This window comes from Actinosynnema sp. NPDC059335 (assembly GCF_042752395.1).
GTDB lineage: Bacteria > Actinomycetota > Actinomycetes > Mycobacteriales > Pseudonocardiaceae > Actinosynnema.
Genome location: NZ_JBHYXZ010000098.1, coordinates 1 through 20,572, shown reverse-complemented (window position 1 = coordinate 20,572; position 20,572 = coordinate 1). Strand labels below are relative to the sequence as shown.

Below are 20,572 nucleotides of genomic sequence, written 5' to 3'. Positions count from 1 at the left end.
GAATTCAGGGTGCGCGAACGTAGGACTCTCGAGCGTCGGAGGTTGGACTCACGCGGGGGTTAGGGGAGGTGAGGGGTGGCGGCGGTCAGGATCGGGTGCAGGTCGGTCGAGTCGGGGGGCAGGGCGGTCACCGGCCACCAGGCCAGGTCCAGCGACTCGGTGCTGCGCAGCGGCGCGGCGTCGAGCGGGGCGCGGACCAGGAAGCGGACGTCGAAGTGGCGCGTCGGCTTGCCCAGCGAGCACGTGATCGGGTGCACGTCCAGGTGGATCGGCTCCGGCGAGATCCGCAGGCCCGCGATCCCGGACTCCTCCGTCGCCTCGCGCAGCGCCGCGCCGGCGAGCGTCGTGTCCGACGGCTCGCAGTGCCCGCCCAACTGGAGCCACCGGCCCACCCGCGGGTGCAGGGTCAGCAACGTCCGATCACCGGACGCGTCCACCACCAGCGCCGACGCGGTGACGTGCCCCGGCTCGCACGACCGCAGGCACGCGTCCTCCCGGGCCGCCAGGAACCCCAGGTAGGCCTGCCGCAGCGACTCCTGCGCCGGGTCCGCGGGACGCCACGAGGACAACGTCGCCACCGCGTCGGCGTGCAGACCGGCGTTCACAGCTCCAGGAACCTCTCGTCCAGCCCGCTCAACTCCCGCGGCGTCAGCTCCTGCTCCGGGTGCCCGATCGCCACCGCGCCCAGCGGCTCCCAGCCCTCCGGCAGCCCCAGCACGTCCCGCACCACGTCCGCGCAGAAGATCGTCGACGACACCCAGCACGACCCGAGCCCTTCGGCGGCCAACGCCACCAGCAGCCCCTGCACCGCCGCGCCGCCCGCGACCGTGAACATGGTCCGCTCCGCCTCGGCACGTCGCTCGTCCGGGTAGGCGTGCGCGCCCTCCCGCACCAGGAACGGCACCACGACCTCCGGCGCGTCGCGCAGGATGTCGCCCCGGGCGACCCGCGCCGCGATCCGCTCCTCGGACAGCCCGTCGCCCCGCAGGTCCGCCCGCCACCGCTCGGCCATCGCGTCCAGCAGCTCGTCCCGCCTGGCCGTCAACCGCACGAACCGCACCGGCCGCGTGTGGTGCGGCGCGGGCGCGGTCAACGCGGCGCCCACCGCCCGCCGCACGGCCTCCACGTCGACCGGCGAGGGGGCGAACGACCGCACCGAACGCCGCAGCAGCACCGCCTCGGCCCGGCCCCGCGCCACCGCCTCGGCCGTGCCCAGCCGGAACAGGTCGTCCTCGACCGGCCGCGCCAGGTCGCGCGCGGACGACCCGTCGTCGGACACCGGCAGCCCGCGCACCACCGCCACCGGCACCGCGCCCAGCTTGCCCTTCACCAGGTCGGCCGCCGCCGCGATCTCGTCGGCCACCGCGACCTCGGTCACCACGAGGGAGTTGCCGTGCCGGTCCACCGAACCCGCGTACCGGTGCAGCACGGCCAGCCCGGACGCGCCGATCGCGGCGTCCGTCTGCCCCACCCGCCACGCCCGGCCCATCGTGTCGGTCACCACGACCGCCACCGAGACGCCCAGCCGCGCCGCCAGCGCCGCCCGCAGCGCCGCCGCCGACCCGTCCGGGTCCACCGGCAGCAACGCGATCTCGTCACCGGCCACGTTCGACGCGTCCACACCGGACGCCGCCTGCACGATCCCGAGCTTGTTCTCGGTGATCAACGTCCGCCCGCGCCGCGCCAGCACGCGCACCGACTCGGCCTCGACCCACTGCCGCCGCACGGCGTCGCGGGCCTCGGGGTCGGCCGGCACCGACACCAGCCGACCTTCCACTTTGGACAACACCTTGGACGTCACCACGACGACGTCGCCGTCGGCCAGCCAGGGCGCGGCCTCGGCGAGCGCTCCCGCCAGGTCGTCACCGGGCCGGAACTCCGGCAACCCGGTCACCGGCAGCAACGTGATCGGCGCGGGGGCCGCGTGGTCAGCCAACGTCGACACCGGCCAGTTCCAGCGCCGCCCGCGCCATCGCCGCCGTCGCGTCCACATCGGACATCAGCAGCGGCACGGCGCGCACCGCCACGCCCGGCACGTCCGACCGGTCGCCGGTGTGCACGAGCCAGCCGTCCAGCACGCCCTGGTCCGTGGTCTTGCGCGACCCGTAGTACCGGCCGACGGCCTCGGCCGAGGTCTCCACGCCGATCGCCGACAGGCACGCGTCCGCCATCCCGCGCAGTGGCTTGCCGCCGACGATCGGGGAGAGCCCCACGACACCGGCCTCGGTCTTGCGCAACGCGTCGCGCACCCCGGGCACGCCCAAGATCGTGTTCACGCTCACCACCGGGTTCGACGGCGCGATCAGCACCGCGTCGGCGTCGCGCAGCGCGTCCAGCACGCCCGGCGCGGGCGTCGCCGTCTCCACCCCGACCGACGCGAACGACCGCGCGGGCAGCTGGGCCCGGTGCTTGACCCACCACTCCTGGAAGTGGATCGCCTTCTCGCCCTCCTCGGTCGTCACGACCACGTGCGTCTCGACCCGGTCGTCCGACATCGGCAGCAGCCGCACGCCCGGCTGCCAGCGGTGGCTCAACGCCTCGGTGACCGCCGACAGCGGGTAGCCCGCGCGCAGCATCCGGGTCCGCACCAGGTGGGTGGCGATGTCGCGGTCGCCCAGGCCGAACCACGTCGGGTCCGCGCCGTAGGCGGCCAGCTCCTCCTTGACCGACCAGGTCTCGCCCGCGCGCCCCCAGCCGCGCTCCTTGTCGATCCCGTCACCCAGGGTGTACATGCAGGTGTCCAGGTCGGGGCAGATCCGCAACCCGTGCATCCACACGTCGTCACCCGTGTTCACCACGGCGGTGATCTCGTGCTCCGGACCGGCCAGCAGGCTCCTCAGCCCGACCAGGAACCGCGCCCCGCCAACCCCGCCAACCAGTACGACGACCTTCACGAGTCGCCATCCTCCCACCGAGGGCTCAGCGCCAGAACAGGAAGGTGCCCTGCCCGATGGCCGCCAGCCACCGGTCGCCGCCGATCAGCTCGAACACGGTGTACCCGGCCTCGAAGAACAGCCGGCCGATGGTCGGGAACCCGATCAGCACGGCGAAGAGCACGAACGGGGCCCACATCCGCGCCTTCGCGCCGAACTGCCGCGCCGAGTACGACATGTACGGCTCGATCGCGCCCCACCCGTCCAGGCCGGGGATCGGCAGGATGTTGAGCACGAACGCGAGGACCTGCACGGCCGCCAGGTACGACAGCGCGGCCGCCAAACCCGGGGGCGGCGTGAAAAGGATCACCGACAGCGACAGCAGCACGCCGAGCACCAGGTTGCTGAGCGGCCCGGCCAGCGACACCATCGACTCCACCCGCCGGTCGCGCAGGGCGTGGTGGTTGATCCACACCGCGCCGCCGGGCAGCGGGATGCCGCCGAACGCCAGCAGCACCAACGGCAGCACGATGCTGAACACCGGGTCGGTGTAGCGGCGGATGTCGAGGGTCAGGTACCCCTTGGCCTGCACGGCGTAGTCGCCGCCGCGGTAGGCCACGATCGCGTGGCCGAACTCGTGCAGGCACAGCGAAACCGCCCACCCGCCGAGGACGAACAGCACCGTGCCGGCGGTGAGCGCGGCGTCGGAGCCGTCGAACAGGGTCAGCACGGCGCCCGCCACCGTCACCGCGAGCAGGCTGAGGAACAGTGGACTCGGTCGCACCGCTGATCGCTTCACCCCTCCAGTGTGGCCTCCCGGGGCCGTCCGGTCACAAGGCCGTCCGTTGGGCCATCCGGGCAGCGGTCATCGCTCGGCGCACCGCCTCACTCACCGTCTGTGCTGTCAGTCAAGGCTTTTCAGGCCATCTGCGCGAATATCCCCCGACCTGTGGACTCCGCTTGACCGCGTGTTGTGACACAGGTGTAATCACATCGGTGTCATTCGTCGTTGTGGGGACGGCGAGTGGTGTCCGCCAACCGGGGAGAGCGGAAGGCGAGGAGGCGGACTATGCAGGAATTCGACGGGGGTCGCATCGTGGACGGGGACGTCCCGGCACCGGAGCCGGTCGTGCTCGACCTGTTCGACGCGGCCGACGAGCAGGACTGGCAGGAGCGCGCCCTGTGCGCGCAGACCGACCCGGAGGCGTTCTTCCCGGAGAAGGGCGGCTCGACCAGGGAGGCCAAGCGGATCTGCCTCGGCTGCGAGGTGCGCTCCGAGTGCCTGGAGTACGCCCTGCAGCACGACGAGCGCTTCGGCATCTGGGGCGGGTTGTCCGAGCGCGAGCGGAGGAAGCTCAAAAAGCGCGCCGGGTGATCGCCCGCGCGCTCGCTCTGGCTTACCGTGGGCGTCCCACGGCGTAGTCGGAGCAACGAGGAGCGGCACTTGACGAGCGGGGCCACTCCGCGGCTGCGCACCGCGCCCGTGCTGGCGGTGCTGGTGTGCCACGACGGCGAGCGGTGGCTCGGCACGGCGCTCTCGGCGCTGCGCCGCCAGCGGCCGCGCCCCCGGCACGTGATCGCGGTCGACACGGGTTCCGTGGACGGGACCGCGAAGCTCCTCGCCGAAGCCGCCACCGGTCCCGATCGGGTGATCGACGGCGTGCTGACGCTGCCCCGCGGCACGGGGTTCGGCGCGGCCGTGCACGCCGCCGTCGGGCACGCCGTGGGTCGCTGGGGCGACCCGGGCGCGTGGCTGTGGCTGCTGCACGACGACTGCGCCCCCGAACCGGACTGCCTGTCCGCGCTGCTGACCGCGGCCGAGGTGTCGCCGTCCGCGGCCGTGCTGGGCCCGCTGAGCCTGGACTGGGCCGACCCGCGGCTGGTGGTGGAGGCCGGGCTGTCGACCGACGCGTCCGGCCACCGGCAGACCGGCATGGGCCGGGTGGAGTCCGCCGGGTCCTTCCAGCAGAGCACCGAGGCGCTGGCCGTGCCGTCGGCGGGCTCGCTGGTGCGCCGCGCGGTGTGGGAGGAGGTCGGCGGCTACGACCGCGCGATGCCCTTGCTGCGCGACGACATCGACTTCGGCTGGCGCGTCAACCTCGCGGGCCACCTCGTGCTGTCCGTGCCCGTGGCGCGGATGCGGCACGCGCGGGCGGCGGCCCGCGGCACGCGGCGGCTGGACGCGGCGGTGGCCCGGCCGGGGCCGGCCGTGCGTGGCGTGGACCGGGCGCACGGGCTGCGCACGTTCCTGGTCAACTGCGGCACGGTCTCGTTCGTCCTGGGGCTGCCGCGGATCGCCGTGCTCGCGGTGCTGCGCGCCCTCGGGTTCCTGCTGCTGCGGCGGTTCTCCGACGCGCACGCCGAACTGGGCGCGTTGCGGTACCTGCTGAGCGGGCGGGCCGGGCTGGTGGCCGGACGTGCCGCACGGCCCGCGCACGGGGTCGTGCGGGGCCTGTTCACCAGTCGGGTCACCAGGTTGCGCAACGCGGTCAGCGCCGCGTCGGCCGCGCTGATCCGGCGGCGGGTCGAGGCGGACCTGGCGCTGGGCCGGCTGCCGGAGGACGAGGCGTGGCCGCGCACGTGGTCGCTGCCGTCCGAAGTGGAGCGTCCGGCGGTCGGCCCGTCGGCGCTGCCGGCCGGCGTGCTGTCCCGGCGTCGCCCGGTGCGCGCGACCGGCGGGCTGCGCCGTCCGGCGGTGACCGTGCCGGTGGAGGCGGCGCTGCCCCCGGCGTTGCGGCCCTCGCCCAAGCCGCGACCGTCACCCGTGCCGCGCGGGGCCACCGCGCCGGCGTCGCCGGGCCTGGTGTTCGTGGAGGTGGACCGGGCCCGGTTGCTGTGGTCGCTGCTCCTCGGCCCGCCGTTGTTGCTGGTGGTGGGCCTGACCGTGGTCGGGGTGCTGGCCAACGCCTCCCGGATCGGGCTCGACCTGAGCGGCGGGCGGCTGCTGCCGGTGGGCGACCTGGCGAGCACCTGGTCGTCCTACCTGGCGTCCTGGCACCCGGTGGCGGGCGGGACGACCGCGCCCGCGCCGGCCGCGCTGGCGGTGCTGGGCACGGTCGGCGCGCTGCTCGGGTCGCCCGCGGCGGTGGTGGCGGTGCTGTTCCTCGGCGACGCGCCGCTGGCCGGGCTGCTGGCGTACGTGGCGTCACGGCGGGTGCCGGTGCGGCGGCCCGTGCGCGCGTTCGTGGCGGCGGCGTACGCGCTGCTGCCGGCGGCCACGGCGGCGGTGAGCCAGGGACGGCTCGACGTGGTCGTGGTGCACGTCCTCGCGCCGGTGGTGTTCGCCGGGGTGATGTCGGTGCTGCGGGGTGGCGCGGGCGCGGCGTGGCTGCCGGTGGCGTCGGGCACGGCGTTGGCGGTGGCGGCGGTGGGGGCGTTCTCGCCGCTGGTGCACGGGCTGGTGGCGGTGGCGGCGCTGGTCGGGTTCGTGGTGGTGCCGGGGCGGCCCGGCGACGGGCGGCGGCGGGTGGCGTCGTTGTTCATGGTCGTGCTGCTGCCGATGGCGTTGCTGCTGCCGTGGCCCGCGGTGGTGTTGCAGCACCCGTCCGTGGTGCTGCACGGGGTGGGCGCGTTCGTGGCGTCGCCGCACGTGGGGCTGGTGGACCTGCTGTCGCTGCGGCCGGGCGGGACGGGCGCGGTGCCGTTCGTCGGGTTCGCGGTGGTCGCGTTCGCGGTGTTCGCGCTGGTGCTGCGGCCGTCGCGGTCGATGTGGGCGGGGCTCGCGGTGGTGGTGCTCGGCGGGCTCTCGGTGATCGTGCTGCGGACCGTGCCGGTCCGGCCGCTGCCCGGCGGCGACGCGACGCACGGCTGGACCGGCGGGCCGCTGGTGCTGGTCGGGTGGGGCCTGCTGTGGGTGGTGCTGGCGGCGTTCCGGCGGGACGCGGTGCCGGTGCCGTGGCGGCGGGTGGTGTCGGTGCTCGGGGTCGTGTCGGTGCTGGGGCTGGCCGCGGCGGGGTTCGCCGGGCTGCGGTCGGGCGCGTTGACGGCGGACGCGGCCCGGTTGCCGGAGACGGTGGCGCAGGAGCTGCCGCGGACCGGGCGGTCGGTGCTGGTGCTGGGCGCGCCGACGCGGTTGGTCGCCGGGCGGCTGCCCGCGTTCGGGGACGACGACTACGTGCCGGTGGCGACGGCGACCGCCCGGTTGGAGCGGTGGACGCGCGACCTGACCGGCGGGTCGCCGTCGGCGGCGCGGGTCGCGTTGGCGCAGGCGGCGGCGTCCGGTGTGGCGTTCGTCGTGGTGCCGGACCTGCGGGCGGCGCAGCGGCTGCGGGACGCGGTGGGCGACCTGGTGGCCGTGGCGCCGTCGATGTCGGACGGGCGGCCGGTGCTGCGGGTGCAGTTGGCGGCGGGCAACGCCGTGCTGCTGTCGCCGGAGCTGGCGCGGCGGGCGCGGACCGGCGGCGACCCGCCCGTGGAGCTGGGCGCGCCCGGCATCGCCCCGGTCGAGGCCGCGCCGCCGGAGGTGGCCGTGCGGGTGTCGGAGGGGCCCGAGGGGCGGTTGCTCGTGCTGGCGGCGGAGGAGGAGCCGGGCTGGCGGGCGTGGGTGGACGGTCGTGAGGTGACGCTCGTGCGGGCCTGGGGTCACCTGGTGGGCGTGACCGTGCCGACGACGGCCTCGGAGGTGCGCGTGGAGGTCTCCTCGACCCTGCGCGAACTGCTCCTGATGGTCCAGGCGGCCGCGGCCCTCTTCACCGTGCTGACCGCCATCCCCTCCCGCCGCCGCCCCGAGCGTTGAACTCGGGGTACCTGAACGTAGGACTCACGCGCGAGTCCTACGTTCGGAACGCGAGTGTCCTACGTTCGGAACACCCGAGTTGAGCGTTCGGGTCACTCGCCGTCGATCACGTCCGGGTCCAGGCCCAGGTAGTTGGCCACCTGCTCCACCAGCACGTCGTGCACCAGGTCGGACAGGTCCGCGCCGTCCTTCGCCCGCGCCTCCAGCGGCCGGCGGTACAGCACGATGCGGGCCCGCCGGTCCGTGCCCGCCGGCACCAGCCGCGCCAGCGGCACGTTGCCGTCCTCGACCACGTCGCCGTCGTCGCCCTGGACGTCCGGCACGTCGTCCACGGCCACGTCGAGCCGCGTCAACTCCGTCCGCCACCGCGCCTCGATCGGCTCCAGCGCCTCCAGCACCAGCGCGTCGAACCGCTCCGCCCGGCTGCGCGCCGCCGGCAGCGTGGCCGGGTAGAGCGGGCCGCGCAACCCCCGCCCGTGCCGGTCGCGGTTGCGCCGCCGCGGAGCGCCCTGACGCCGTGAACCCCGAGCCATCACCACGAGGTAGAGGGTAGTTGCACCGCGACCGCCGCCGTACGCCCGTCCCCGCCGCGGACGTCCGCGACCAGGCAACTCGCCGATCCGCGGCGCCACCTCCAACGCCGCGCCGGAGGTAATCCAACACACGCCGCGCGGGACGCGATATCGTCCCCGCCGTGCGGAGCGTGAGACGGTGCTCGCGAACCGGGTGCGCGAACCCGGCAGTCGCCACGCTCACGTACGCCTATGCGGACTCCACCGCCGTCGTGGGACCCCTGGCGACGTACTCCGAACCGCACTCCTACGACCTCTGCGAGGAGCACGCCCTGCGCCTCACCGCGCCGCGCGGCTGGGAGGTCGTCCGGCACCAGGGCGAGTTCCGGGCCCCCGAGCCGACCGTGGACGACCTGACGGCGCTGGCCGAGGCCGTCCGGGAGGCGGGCCGCGCCACCCCGCCGGTCGAGCTGCCGGAGCTGCCCGCGGGCACCGTCCGGCGTGGCCACCTGCGGGTTCTGCCCGATCCCAACGAGGACTGAACGCAGACTCAGCGACCGGGCACGACGCCCCCGCGCGCGCCGGTAGGCTTCCCAGGGCAGTGTCAAGAGCCAACTTGGGAGTGTGGCCGTGCGCGATCTGTCCGGCATCGTCAAGGCTTACGACATCCGCGGTGTCGTCGGTGAGCAGCTCGACGCCGACGTCGTCCGTGACTTCGGCGCCGCCTTCGCCCGCCTGGTCGGCGGCCCCGCCGTGGTGATCGGGCACGACATGCGCGACTCGTCGCCCGGTCTCGCGGCGGCCTTCGCCGAGGGCGTCACCGCGCAGGGCGTCGACGTGGTCAGCATCGGCCTGGCCAGCACCGACATGCTGTACTTCGCCTCCGGCAAGCTCGACCTGCCCGGCGCGATGTTCACCGCGAGCCACAACCCGGCCAAGTACAACGGCATCAAGCTGTGCCGCCCGGGCGCCGCGCCGGTCGGCCAGGACAGCGGCCTGGCGCAGATCCGCGAGGACGCCGAGCAGGGCGTGCCGGACGCCGAGGGCGTGGCCAAGGGCAAGGTCACCGAGCAGGACATGCTCACCGAGTACGCCGCTTACCTGCGGGAACTGGTCGACCTGAGCGGCAGCCGGCCGTTGAAGGTCGTGGTGGACGCGGGCAACGGCATGGGCGGGCACACCGTGCCGAAGGTGTTCGAGGGCCTGCCGATCGAGATCGTCCCGATGTACTTCGAGCTGGACGGCAACTTCCCCAACCACGAGGCCAACCCGCTGGACCCGGCCAACATCGTGGACCTGCAGGAACGGGTCCGCCGGGAGGGCGCGGACGCGGGCGTGGCGTTCGACGGCGACGCCGACCGCTGCTTCGTCGTGGACGAGCGGGGCGAGCCGGTGTCCCCGTCGGCCATCACCGCCCTGGTCGCCGTGCGCGAGCTGGCCAAGGACCCCGGCGGCACGATCATCCACAACCTGATCACCTCGCACGCCGTGCCGGAGATCGTCCGCGAGCACGGCGGCGTGCCGGTGCGCACCCGCGTCGGCCACTCCTTCATCAAGGAGGAGATGGCCAAGACGGGGGCCATCTTCGGCGGCGAGCACTCCGCCCACTACTACTTCCGCGACTTCTGGCGTGCCGACACGGGCATGCTGGCCGCGCTGCACGTGCTGGCCGCGCTCGGTGAGCAGGACGGCACGCTGTCCGCCCTGACCAGCGACTACTCGCGTTACGCGGCGTCGGGCGAGATCAACTCCACGGTGGCCGACCAGCAGGGCAGGCTGGCCGCGATCAAGGCCGAGTTCGGCGGCCGCGAGGGCGTCGAGCTCGACGAGCTGGACGGCCTCACGGTGAACCTGCCGGACGGCTCCTGGTTCAACCTCCGTGCCTCCAACACCGAGCCGCTGCTCCGGCTCAACGTCGAAGCCGCCGACGCGGCCTCGGTCGCCGCGTTGCGCGACGAGGTCCTGGCGATCGTGAGGGGATGAGCGCCGTGGCAGTCCAACTGGACGCGCAGTTGCTGGAGATCCTGGCCTGCCCGTGCCCCGAGCACGCCCCGCTGCGGGTCGGCACCCCCGCCGACCCGCTGGCGGACTACCTGACCTGCACCTCGTGCGGCCGGTCGTTCCCGGTCCGGGACGGCATCCCGGTGCTGCTGCTGGACGAGGCTGTCGAGCCGACGGCCGGGTGAGTTCGGGTGCTTGACGACAGCCTGCTCGACGACCAGTCCCGGCTCATCGACGCCGACCGGGAAGGGCTGCTGCGCGCCGCCGCACGGGCGGGCGCGCAGGTCCGGGCGACCGCGGAGGCGGCCGCCGAACTCGGCGTCGAGCGGGTGTTCCAGGACCGCCCGCGGGCGTTGGTGCTGGTCACGCGGCCCGGCGTCGGCGGCGCGATCGCCGGGGTGGTGACCGCGCTGCTCGGACCGCGCTGCCCGGTGCCGGTCGTGGTGGCCGACGAGGTGCCGACGTGGGTGGGCGCGCTGGACGTGGTCCTCGCGCACACCGAGGATCCGGGCGACGTGCGGATGGCCGAGGCGGTGGACCGGGTGGCCCGGCGCGGCGCGCGCGTGCTGCTGACCGCCGAGCCGGACGGCCCGGTGGCCGCGTCGGCCGCGCAGCACGCGCTGCTCATCCCGCCGCGGGTGCCGGTGCCGCAGGGCTTCGGCTTCGCCCGCGGGTTCGCCGCGTGGGTCGTGGCGCTGAACGCGCTGGGCCTGCTCGACGTGGACGTGCAGGCGGTCGCGGACGAGCTGGACCGCGAGGCGGAGCGCTGCCACCCGGTGCACGAGCCGTTCGTCAACCCGGCGAAGACGCTGGCGTTGCGGGTGGCGGAGCGCACCCCGCTGCTGTGGGGCCTGGACGACCTGGCCACGGCGGTGGCCGCGCACGGCGCGGGCGTGCTCGCGACCTACGCGGGCGTGGTGAGCGACGTGGCCGGCTATCCTCAGGCCCTGACCCGGTCGGTGCTGCACCGCCGGGCGGTGCACGGCACGTCGGGCGCGGACCTGTTCGCCGACCCGGACGACGAGCACGACGGCCTGGTCCGCGTGCTGCTGGTGGCCGTGCGCCGGGGCCCGCAGGCCGAGTTCGCCCGGCGGGTCGCGATGGAGACCTTGTCCGGGGCCGACGTGCTCGAACCGGCCGAGGAGGTCGGCGGCGGCGAGGCCGTGTGTGCCGCGCTGCTCGCCTTGCGGTTCGAGCTGGCCGCGCTGTACCTGGGGCTGGCGGCGGGCACGCTGGGCGGACCCGGGCTGTACGCGCCGGCCGTGTGAGGGGATGACTGTGGACCTGCTGCACAACGCGGTGCGGGCGTACGCGTGGGGATCGCGCACGGCCATCGCCGAGCTGCTCGGCAAGGAGGTGCCGACCCCCCACCCCGAGGCCGAGCTGTGGATGGGCGCGCACCCCGGCGACCCGTCGCGGCTCGTCGGGCCGGACGGCGAGGCGCGGTCGCTGCTCGACCTCCTCGCCGACGACCCGGAGGGACAGCTCGGCGCCCGGCACGCCGACCGCTGGGGCAGCAGGCTGCCGTTCCTGCTCAAGGTGCTGGCCGCGGACGAGCCGCTGAGCCTGCAGGCGCACCCGTCGGCCGAGCAGGCCGCGAACGGGTTCGCCGCCGAGGACGCGGCGGGCGTGCCGATCGACTCGCCGATCCGCAACTACAAGGACCCGTCCGCGAAGCCGGAGCTGATCTGCGCGTTGACCGAGTTCCACGCGCTGGCCGGGTTCCGCGACCCCGCCCGCACGGTGGCGCTGCTGCGGTCGCTGGACGCGCCGGACTTCGCCCCGTACGCCGAGCTGCTGGCCGCCCAGCCGGACGGCAACGGCCTGCGCGCCCTGTTCACCACCCTCATCACGCTGCCGCAGACGGCGCTGGACATGCTGCTGCCGCAGGTGCTGGACGCGTGCGTGCTGCACGTGAAGGAGCACGGCGAGTTCGACCTGGAGTGCCGCACGGTCCTGGAGCTGGGCGAGGCGTACCCCGGCGACGCGGGCGTGCTGGCCGCGCTGCTGCTCAACCGGCTGGTGCTCCAGCCGGGCGAGGCGATCTACCTGCCCGCCGGCAACCTGCACGCCTACCTGCACGGCACGGGCGTGGAGATCCTCGCGAATTCCGACAACGTGCTGCGGTGCGGGTTGACGCCCAAGCACGTGGACGTGCCGGAGCTGATGCGCGTGCTGGACTTCCGGTGCGGCGACATGCCCGTGCAGACGGGGGAGGAGACCTCGCCCGGCCTGTGGGCGTACCGGACGCCGTGCCCGGAGTTCGAGCTGTCCCGGATCGAGGTCGGGCCGGGCACGCGGGTCCGGGTGGACCACAGCGGTCCGCAGATCCTGCTCTGCACGCGGGGCCGGGCGCGGCTGTCGACCGGCGACGAGGTGCTGGAGCTGAACCGGGGCCAGTCCGTGTGGTTGCCCGCGAGCGATCCGGCCGCGATGATCACCGCCGAGGTTGACACCCAGCTTTTCCGGGCAACCCCCGGCGTTGAGTAGGGTCACACCGACAATTCGGACCTGTGCGCTGAGGGAGCAACCGTGTCAGCAGGGGGCGGGACCAAGGCGATCATCGCCGCGCTGGTGGCCAACGCCGGGATCGCCGCGGCGAAGTTCGTGGGCTTCCTGATCACCGGATCGTCGTCCATGCTGGCCGAGTCGGTGCACTCGGTCGCGGACACGTCCAACCAGGGCTTGCTGCTCCTGGGGCAGAAGACGTCGCGTCGCAAGGCGACCTTGAACCACCCGTTCGGGTTCGGCCGCGACCGGTACTTCTACTCGTTCGTGGTGGCGTTGCTGCTGTTCAGCCTCGGTTCGGTGTTCGCCCTGTACGAGGGCATCCACAAGCTGGAGGCGCACGAGGAGCTGAGCAGCCCGATCGTCGCGGTGATCATCCTGGTGGTCGCGATCGGCCTGGAGTCCTACAGCTTCCGCACCGCGATCGTGGAGTCGAAGGCGATCAAGGGCGACGCGACCTGGTGGCAGTTCATCCGGCAGTCGAAGGTGCCGGAGCTGCCGGTCGTGCTGCTGGAGGACGCGGGCGCGCTGTTCGGCCTGGTGCTGGCGCTGATGGGGGTCGGGCTGTCGACGCTGACCGGCGACCCGGTGTGGGACGCCATCGGCACGATCTGCATCGGCGCGCTGCTGGGCGTGATCGCGATCATCCTGATCATCGAGATGAAGTCGCTGCTGATCGGCGAGGGCGCGGCGCCCGCCGAGCTGGACGTGATCGTGGACGAGCTGGCGGCGGGCAAGGTGCAGCGGGTCATCCACATCAAGACGCAGTACATCGGGCCGGACGAGCTGCTGGTGGCGGCGAAGATCGCGCTGAACCCGGGGCTGTCGGTGACCGAGGTGGCGGAGGCCATCGACGCCGCCGAGCTGCGCGTGCGGAACAAGGTGCCGGCGGCCCGGCTGATCTACCTGGAGCCGGACCTGGACCGGTCGCTGGCCAAGTCATAGCCCTTCGGCGAGCAACCGCTCGCCGTTCGGCACCTTCCCCTCGTGGGCGAGGGCGACGAGCCGCTGCGCGCAGTGCTCGTCGCCCCTCCGCGTCCGGTCGAGCAGTTCCCCGTGCCGGCCGCGTTCGGCGAGCAGCGCGGCCGGCTCCTTCCCGGCGTGGCCGGAGCCGGCGTCGGCCAAGGCGCGCAACTTGTCGAGGTTGCCCGCCAGGGCCAGCCGCTTCGGGATCCACTCCTGCGCCCGGTGCTCGCCCTTCGCCGGCTCCAACGCCTCGTCCCAGCGGCCTTCGTCGGCCAGGAGGTCCGCCGGCAGGACTTGCCGGTGGAACACGAGTCGTTCGCTCGGCTCGATGAACCCGTCGCGCAGGAGCCGGATGGCCCGGGCGCGCTTGCCCTTCGACACCAGCACGCGCACCAGCGACTCCGCCGCGGTCGCGCCGATGGCCAGCTTGATCGCCAACTCGTCCTCGTCCCGGTCGACCAGGGCGGCCAGCAGCCGTTCGGTCGGCGGGTGACCGGCCTCCGCCGGCCGGGGGTCGGTCGGGGTGGCGGCCATCTGGGCGGCGGTGAACCGCTTGGCGACCCGGATCCGCGTGACGCGGTGGTGGAGCAGGGCGCGGGCCTGCGGCTGGTTCGGGCCGGTCAGGGTGGACCGGTACTGCGGCCACAGGGTGCCCACGACCACGAACGGGCCGGGCAGTTCGAGCAGGGTGCGCAGCGCGGCGGCGGCGCGTTCGCCGTGGGTGTCGAGCAGGTGGTTCTGGGTCTCGTCGAGCCACAGGACGGTGCCGGGCTCGACGCCGTTCGCCAGTACGTGCAGCAGGTACTCGGCCGTGCGGGGGTGGAGCAGCGGCCACGTGGCCGGCTCGGCGGTGACCGCCTCGTACAGCGCGCGGGTCTTGCCCGTGGACGACTCGCCGGTCAGCACCACCATCGCGGTGCGCTTCGCCGCGAGCACCGCGGCCGGCTCCCGGTCGTGCTCGCGCGGCAGGTACGCCGGCAGGTCCGGGAGGCCCGCGCCGCCGACCGCGACCGCCCGGTGCACGTCCAGGTCGAACGGGTGCCACCCGGTGATCGGCCGGGACGGCGAGGGGGCGGCGTGCCGCGCGTGCACGTGCACGCCGCCCACGATCGACCCGGCCTGGACGACCGCGGTCGCCTCGCCGGACATCTCGATGCGCACCGGGTCGGGCACGCGCCCGACGCTACGGAATCTCGTCCCGCTCCACCACGGGCACGGCGGCGCCGCCCCGGCGGCCGAGCAGCGAGTGCCGCCGGCTGTAGGCGAAGTACACGACCACGCCCAGCGCCATCCACACCAGGAACCGGACCCAGGTCAGCGCGGTCAGGTTCAGCATCAGCCACAGGCAGGCGAGGATCGCGAGCACCGGCACCACGGGCACGAACGGCACGCGGAAGCCGCGCGGCAGGTCCGGGCGGGTCTTGCGCAGCACCAGCACGCCCGCCGACACCAGGATGAACGCGAACAGCGTGCCGACGTTCACCATCTCCTCCAGCTTGCCCGCCGGGAAGAAGCCCGCCGCGAGCGCGACCAGCACGCCGATGACGATCGTGATCCGGAACGGGGTGCCGTGCTTGCCGGTGCGGGCCAGGCCGCGCGGCAGCAGGCCGTCGCGGGACATCGCGAACAGCACCCGCGACTGGCCCAGCATCAGCACCATCACGACCGTGGTGAGGCCGGCCAGCGCGCCGATCGAGATCACCGTGGCCGCCCAGTCCACGCCGTTGGCCGAGAACGCCGTCGCGAGCGTCGCCCGCGTGCCGTCCGGCTGCGTCTTCAGCTGGTCGTACGGCAGCATGCCGGTCACCACCAGCGACACCGCCACGTACAGCACCGTGACGATGGCCAGCGACCCGAGGATGCCGCGCGGCACGGCGCGCTGCGGGTTGCGGGTCTCCTCGGCGGTCGTCGCGACCACGTCGAACCCGATGAACGCGAAGAACACCAGCGACGCGGCGGCCAGCAGCCCCAGCACCCCGTAGGTGCTGCCCTCGGAGCCGGTGAGCAGGGAGAACAGCGACTGCTCCAACCCGTGCCCGGTGGTGCCGCCGGACTCGGCGGGCGGGATGTACGGGCTGTAGTTCGCCGCCTTGACGTACCCGATCCCGAGCACGATGACCAGCAGCACGACGGCCACCTTCACCGCCGTGATCACCGCGCTGACCCGCGACGACAGCTTGGTGCCGAGCACCAGCAGCACGGTCAGCACCCCGATCAGCAGCAGCGACCCCCAGTCCACGTCGACGCCGCCGACCGAGGCGGTGGTCTTCACCGACACGCCGAGCTGGCCCAGCACCGTCTGGAGGTACAGCGACCAGCCCTTGGCCACCGCCGCCGCGCCGACCGCGAACTCCAGCACCAGGTCCCAGCCGATGATCCAGGCCATGAACTCGCCGAAGGTCGCGTACGAGAACGTGTACGCGCTGCCCGCCACCGGCACGGTGGAGGCGAACTCCGCGTAGCACAGCGCGGCGAGCGCGCAGGCCACCGCCGCCAGCACGAACGCCAGCGACACCGACGGCCCCGCGAGGTTGCCCGCCGTGGACGCGGTGAGGGTGAAGATGCCGGCGCCGATCACCACGGCGACGCCGAACACCGTCAGGTCCCACGCGGTGAGGTCCCGGCGCAGTCTGGTGTCCGGCTCGTCGGTGTCCGCGATCGACTGCTCGATCGTCTTGGTGCGCCACAGCCCGTTGCCTGGCACGCTCGCCTCCTGTGGTGGTGGCCGCTGGTCCGCGGACGGCCCGTCCGACTGGTCCGTTCAGCCTAGAGGTGGGCGCCGACATCCGGCGGCGCCGGTAGTTTCGCCGCCATGACGGTGCTCTGCCTCGACATCGGCTCGACGTGGACCAAGGGCGCCCTCGTGTCGGAGGACGGGGAGTTGCTGGGCACCGCGCAGCACCCGACCACCCCGCCCGAGGTGCTCCGAGGTATTGACGCGGTCACGGGTGCGCTAAACCCCTCGGGGGGCACGTTGGCGTGCTCGTCGGCGGGCGGCGGCCTGCGGCTCGCGGTCGTGGGGCAGGAACGGCTGGTCAGCGCCGAGGCCGGGTACCGGGTGGCGTTGTCGGCGGGCGCGAAGGTGGTGCACGTCTCGGCCGGCCCGCTGGACGGCGCGGGCGTCCGGGCGCTGCGCGCGGCCGCGCCGGACCTGGTGCTGCTGGTCGGCGGCACGGACGGCGGCGACGCGTCGGTGCTGCTGCACAACGCCCGCCGGCTCGGCGCGAACCGCCTCGCCTGCCCGATCGTGCTCGCGGGCAACGTCGAGGCCCAGCCGGAGGCGGCCGGGCTGCTGGCGGGCCGGACCGTGGTGCGGACCGCGAACGTGCTGCCGGACGTGGGCGAACTCGCGCCGGGCCCGGCCCGCGCGGCGATCCGCGAGGTGTTCCTGGAGCACGTGATCGGGGGCAAGGGCCTGTCCCGCGGCCGCCGGTTCCGCGGGCTCGTCCGCGCGGTCACGCCGGACGCGGTGCTGGCGGGCGTGTCGCGGCTGGCCCGGCAGGACCGGGAGGGCGCGGTGCTCGTGGTGGACGTCGGCGGCGCGACCACCGACGTCTACTCGGCCGTGTCCACTGTGGATGGCCCGGAGCGGGTGGTCGCGCTGCCGCCGGACCGCCGCACCGTCGAGGGCGACCTGGGCCTGCGCTGGTCCGCGCCGGGCGTGGTGGCCGAGGCGGTCGCGGAGAAGCTGGTCGACAAGGCCGAGGCCGCCGTGCTGGAGGAGGAGGCCGCCGCCCGCGCCGCCGACGTGACCTGGCTGCCCGACGACCCGGCGGTGGACCGGCGGCTGGCCGCGCTCGCCGCCGTGCTGGCCGTCCGCCGCCACCTCAGGCTGGTCGACGGCCGGCTGGGGCCGAAGGGCGCGGGCCTGCTGGTGCTGTCCGGTGGCGTGTTCCGGCACGCCGAGTCCACTGCGGACGTCGAGCGGGTGCTGCGCGCCGACCCCGTGCTGCGCCCGTTCCTGCGCACCGCCGCCGTCGCGGTCGACCGCGACTACGTGCTCGCCCCGGCCGGCCTGCTCGCCGGCGCGGGCCGCACGGCCGCGGCCGACCGCCTGCTCACGTCCATTCCGGGGAGCTGACCGGCGCCTGCCGCGCGGTGGGCAGCACGGGCGCGGGCGGCGTCACGCCCTCCAGCCCGGCCGCGATCGCGATCGCCCGGTCCCACTCGGGGTCGGAGGTGTAGTCCGCGTGCCGGTTCACGCCCGGCGCCCACCGCCGACCCGGGAACGGCCCGCGCTGCGGGTCCGGCAGCCAGTGGTCGCCGCCGAGCACCAGCGCGCCCGTCGGGCCCCGCGACGCGGGCGGCAGCGCCCCCGACGTGCCGTCGGCCCGGAAGCCCGCGCCCAGCAGCATCCCGTCGAACACCTGCCGGTTCCACGTCGTCACCGCGCCGCCCAGCGGGTCCGTGCCGCGGCACAGCGCGCGCCACCGCCCGGACAGGCCCCCGGCCAGCTTCGCCAACGAGTCGTGCGGCACCACCGCCGGGAACGCCCGCGGGTACGCCCACTGGAGCTGCGACCCCGCCGTGACCAGGCCCAGGCGTTCCGCGTCGTGCGGGGGCAGCTCCTCCAGCAGCCGCGCCGCCGCCACGGCCGCGAGCAGGCTGCCCTGGCTGTGCCCGGCCAGCACGACCCGCGTGCCGGGGTCGGCCAGGTGCTCCCGCACCCGCGCCACCAGCTCGGGCACGACCTTCAACGCGTAGCACGGCGGCACCACGGGGTGCGCCTCGCGCGGCCAGAACGCGGCCAGGTCCGCCAGCACGCCGACCTGCCTGGCCTTGTCCGGCCGCCGCGCGGCCAGGTACACCGCGCGCAGCAGCGACAGCGCCAGCACGGCCAGCACGAGCACGCCGAACGCGACGACCGGCCGCGCCCACGCGGGCGGGTCGACCTCGCGCAGCCGCAGCACCGCCGCGGGGGCCGCACCGACCGCCGGCACCGACGACATGACCAGCACGACGTGGTGGCTGTGCCGGCGCTGCCACCGCGCCCACCACCACGCCCGCGCGGCGCGCTTCGCGTCCCGGCCGCGCCCGGCGTGCAGCAGGGCCGCTTCGCGCGCCCACTCCTTCTCCCGCCGCAGCGAACTCCACCGCACCATCCCGGTGGTGGCCGCCATCGCCGCCCCGGCCAGGAACCCCAGCACCCCGGCCACGCCCCACAGCAGCGCGATGTAGTCGTACCCGCGCGGCAGCACGCCGTGCCCGAGCACGCGCTGCGCGGCCAGCGCCACGCCCGCGCCGAACCCGCCGCCCAGCAGCGCGGACACCGCCACCACCGGCGCGGCCATCCAGCCGCCCGCCCACGGCCGCAGGTCCCGCGGCTGCGCCGACCACGTGCGCCGGGCCAGCAGCGCGGCCGGCGCCAGCAGCGCCGCGATCAGCACGCACACCAGCGCCAGCAGCGCCGCCACCATCTGCACGGCCAGGTCCGCACCGGGCAGCTCTGGCGGCAACCGGACCAGCAACGCGGCCGTGACCAGCAACGACAGCCACGCGACGAGGTGCAGCACGCGTCGCGGCCCGCGGCCCAGCGCCGCCCGCAGCCACCGGCCGCCCCGGTGCGGCGCGCCGCCCGTCGGGTCGTCCAGCAGCATCGCGCCCAGCGCCGCGACCGCGACCAGCGCGATCCCGAGCACCCGGCACGCCGCGATCGCCACGCCGTGCGCGCCCGGCGCGAGCAGGGGCCCCGCCGGACCGCCCAGCGCGACCACCACGGCCGTGCCCAGGGCCGCGACCACGTGCAGCACCCGCAGCGCGGGCGTGTCCGGGTCGGTGGCCACGTGCGCGCCGGGCAGCCCGGACCCCGGCGCGCCGGCCGCGGGCACCTCCTTGCGCTCGATCCGCCAGTCCACACTGGACATGCGGTGCAGCACCAGCACGGCCAGCGCGATCGGCCCGAGGCCCACCGCGGCGCGCACCCACGGCGTGGTGCCCAGCCACGACGGGCCGCTCCACCGGCACGCCGCGCCCGGCGCGAGGCACTGCGCGGCGACCAGGTCGAGGCTGATCACCTCCAGTTGGGCGATCAGCAGCACGGTCAGCAGCAGCGCCGCCAACCGGAGCAACGCGCGCAGCCCGATGCCGAGCAGGTGCGCGGGCGTCGACCCGGCCGGGGTGGGCGGCAGCATCCAGTGGGCGACGTTGGCCAGCGAGAACGGGAACAGCAGCGCCCACGTCGCCTTGGCCCAGCCGCCCGAGGTCATCCGGCCCCACACGTAGCCCTCGACGACCCGCGGCACCGGGCGGCCCGCGGCCTGGAGCACCGGGCCGGGCGCCGGTCTGCGGAGCCGGTCGGCCGGGCGGACCAGGCGGCCGAGCCCGTCGCCCGCCACGTCCACCGCCGCCACCGCGTCGACCAACGACTGCGGGGTCGTGCCCTGCACGCCGTGCACCCGCAGTTCGACCACCCGTGTGTCGGGGCCGGGAATCAGCACCAATCCTCCCGCGAACCTGGTGTCAGCTTCGCCATACTGGTCCATCGGTGCGCAGTTGCCGCCGACCTCCGTGGCCCGGCGTGGCGGGCGGTAGTGTCGGTTCGTCCTACCCGAGATGGAGGAGCACGCGATGACCGCCGAGAGGCTCCAGACCCGCAACGGCATCGACTTCGCCGTGGCGGACCTCTCCCTGGCCGAGTTCGGCCGCAAGGAGATCCGGCTGGCCGAGCACGAGATGCCCGGCCTGATGGCGCTGCGCCGCGAGTACTCGGAGGTCTACCCGCTCAAGGGCGCGCGGATCTCCGGTTCGCTGCACATGACCGTGCAGACGGCGGTGCTGATCGAGACGCTGGTCGCCCTGGGCGCGGAGGTCCGGTGGGCCTCGTGCAACATCTTCTCCACCCAGGACCACGCCGCCGCGGCGGTGGTGGTGGGCCCGCACGGGACCGTGGAGGAGCCGCGGGGCGTGCCGGTGTTCGCCTGGAAGGGCGAGACGCTCCAGGAGTACTGGTGGACCGCGGAGTCGATGCTGACCTGGCC

18 protein-coding genes are annotated in these 20,572 nt (G+C 74.7%); 10 read left to right on the top strand and 8 right to left on the bottom strand.

The genetic code is table 11. From position 1 onward, the window contains the following. Positions 1–59: 59 nt before the first annotated feature. The 4 genes from ACFXGA_RS26735 to ACFXGA_RS26720 are packed head-to-tail and all read right to left on the bottom strand — an operon-like array spanning position 60 to position 3,672. On the bottom strand, positions 60–605 hold the full coding sequence (locus ACFXGA_RS26735; RefSeq protein WP_378092313.1) for an NUDIX hydrolase: 546 nt from the start codon (positions 603–605) through the stop codon (positions 60–62). Next, positions 602–1,936: a coenzyme F420-0:L-glutamate ligase gene (locus ACFXGA_RS26730; protein ID WP_378092341.1), complete on the bottom strand. Its 1,335-nt coding sequence runs from the start codon at positions 1,934–1,936 to the stop codon at positions 602–604. Before ACFXGA_RS26730 ends, ACFXGA_RS26735 begins: the two co-directional genes overlap by 4 nt. Then, complete coding sequence (cofD, locus tag ACFXGA_RS26725; RefSeq protein ID WP_378092311.1) at positions 1,929–2,894, bottom strand: 2-phospho-L-lactate transferase; 966 nt, start codon at positions 2,892–2,894, stop codon at positions 1,929–1,931. The genes ACFXGA_RS26730 and cofD overlap by 8 nt, the downstream gene beginning before the upstream one ends. Positions 2,895–2,919: 25 nt before the next feature. Next, positions 2,920–3,672, bottom strand: a complete 753-nt coding sequence (locus ACFXGA_RS26720; RefSeq protein WP_378092309.1) for a site-2 protease family protein — start codon at positions 3,670–3,672, stop codon at positions 2,920–2,922. Between the two features lie 270 nt (positions 3,673–3,942). On the opposite strand from ACFXGA_RS26720, the gene ACFXGA_RS26715 reads away from it, so the two are divergent. Both ACFXGA_RS26715 and ACFXGA_RS26710 read left to right on the top strand, forming a co-directional pair. Beyond that, positions 3,943–4,248, top strand: a complete 306-nt coding sequence (locus ACFXGA_RS26715) for a WhiB family transcriptional regulator (RefSeq protein WP_378092307.1) — start codon at positions 3,943–3,945, stop codon at positions 4,246–4,248. A gap of 69 nt (positions 4,249–4,317) precedes the next feature. Continuing rightward, positions 4,318–7,608: a glycosyltransferase family 2 protein gene (locus ACFXGA_RS26710; protein ID WP_378092305.1), complete on the top strand. Its 3,291-nt coding sequence runs from the start codon at positions 4,318–4,320 to the stop codon at positions 7,606–7,608. 92 nt (positions 7,609–7,700) lie between these two features. On the opposite strand, the gene ACFXGA_RS26705 is transcribed toward ACFXGA_RS26710, so the two are convergent. Next, on the bottom strand, positions 7,701–8,141 hold the full coding sequence (locus ACFXGA_RS26705) for a metallopeptidase family protein (protein WP_378092303.1): 441 nt from the start codon (positions 8,139–8,141) through the stop codon (positions 7,701–7,703). 161 nt (positions 8,142–8,302) lie between these two features. Here ACFXGA_RS26705 and ACFXGA_RS26700 point away from each other — a divergent pair, with 161 nt between their 5' ends. From ACFXGA_RS26700 to ACFXGA_RS26675, 6 genes are all read left to right on the top strand, one after another. Continuing rightward, positions 8,303–8,662 carry a DUF3499 domain-containing protein gene (locus tag ACFXGA_RS26700; RefSeq protein ID WP_378092301.1) on the top strand — a complete coding sequence of 120 codons (360 nt, stop codon included), beginning with the start codon at positions 8,303–8,305 and terminating at the stop codon, positions 8,660–8,662. An 88-nt stretch (positions 8,663–8,750) separates the two neighbouring features. Further along, entirely contained in the window at positions 8,751–10,103 is a 1,353-nt protein-coding gene (locus ACFXGA_RS26695) for a phosphomannomutase/phosphoglucomutase (RefSeq protein WP_378092339.1), read from the top strand. 5 nt (positions 10,104–10,108) lie between these two features. Then, positions 10,109–10,306 (top strand): Trm112 family protein, encoded by a 198-nt coding sequence (locus tag ACFXGA_RS26690; protein WP_367138834.1) that lies wholly within the window; start codon positions 10,109–10,111, stop codon positions 10,304–10,306. Positions 10,307–10,312: 6 nt separating this feature from the next. Next, positions 10,313–11,389 carry an SIS domain-containing protein gene (locus ACFXGA_RS26685; RefSeq protein ID WP_378092299.1) on the top strand — a complete coding sequence of 359 codons (1,077 nt, stop codon included), beginning with the start codon at positions 10,313–10,315 and terminating at the stop codon, positions 11,387–11,389. A 4-nt stretch (positions 11,390–11,393) separates the two neighbouring features. Beyond that, positions 11,394–12,611: a mannose-6-phosphate isomerase, class I gene (manA, locus tag ACFXGA_RS26680; protein WP_378092297.1), complete on the top strand. Its 1,218-nt coding sequence runs from the start codon at positions 11,394–11,396 to the stop codon at positions 12,609–12,611. 42 nt (positions 12,612–12,653) lie between these two features. Further along, on the top strand, positions 12,654–13,574 hold the full coding sequence (locus ACFXGA_RS26675; protein ID WP_378092295.1) for a cation diffusion facilitator family transporter: 921 nt from the start codon (positions 12,654–12,656) through the stop codon (positions 13,572–13,574). Here ACFXGA_RS26675 and ACFXGA_RS26670 read toward each other — a convergent pair. Next, positions 13,569–14,768 carry a hypothetical protein gene (locus tag ACFXGA_RS26670; protein WP_378092293.1) on the bottom strand — a complete coding sequence of 400 codons (1,200 nt, stop codon included), beginning with the start codon at positions 14,766–14,768 and terminating at the stop codon, positions 13,569–13,571. The genes ACFXGA_RS26675 and ACFXGA_RS26670 overlap by 6 nt on opposite strands. Positions 14,769–14,778: 10 nt before the next feature. Then, a complete protein-coding gene (locus ACFXGA_RS26665) occupies positions 14,779–16,299 on the bottom strand; it encodes an amino acid permease (RefSeq protein ID WP_378092291.1) in 1,521 nt (506 codons plus the stop codon). Between the two features lie 108 nt (positions 16,300–16,407). Here ACFXGA_RS26665 and ACFXGA_RS26660 point away from each other — a divergent pair, with 108 nt between their 5' ends. After that, the gene (locus tag ACFXGA_RS26660) at positions 16,408–17,676 is read left to right on the top strand and encodes a glutamate mutase L (protein WP_378092289.1); all 1,269 of its coding nucleotides are present in this window, start codon (positions 16,408–16,410) and stop codon (positions 17,674–17,676) included. Here ACFXGA_RS26660 and ACFXGA_RS26655 read toward each other — a convergent pair. Continuing rightward, positions 17,654–20,032, bottom strand: coding sequence for a hypothetical protein (locus ACFXGA_RS26655; protein ID WP_378092287.1), 2,379 nt, complete (start codon positions 20,030–20,032; stop codon positions 17,654–17,656). The two genes, ACFXGA_RS26660 and ACFXGA_RS26655, sit on opposite strands and share 23 nt — an antisense overlap. Before the next feature lie 130 nt (positions 20,033–20,162). Here ACFXGA_RS26655 and ACFXGA_RS26650 point away from each other — a divergent pair. Beyond that, the coding region (locus ACFXGA_RS26650) for an adenosylhomocysteinase (protein WP_378092285.1) at positions 20,163–20,572 on the top strand (410 nt) is incomplete at its 3' end.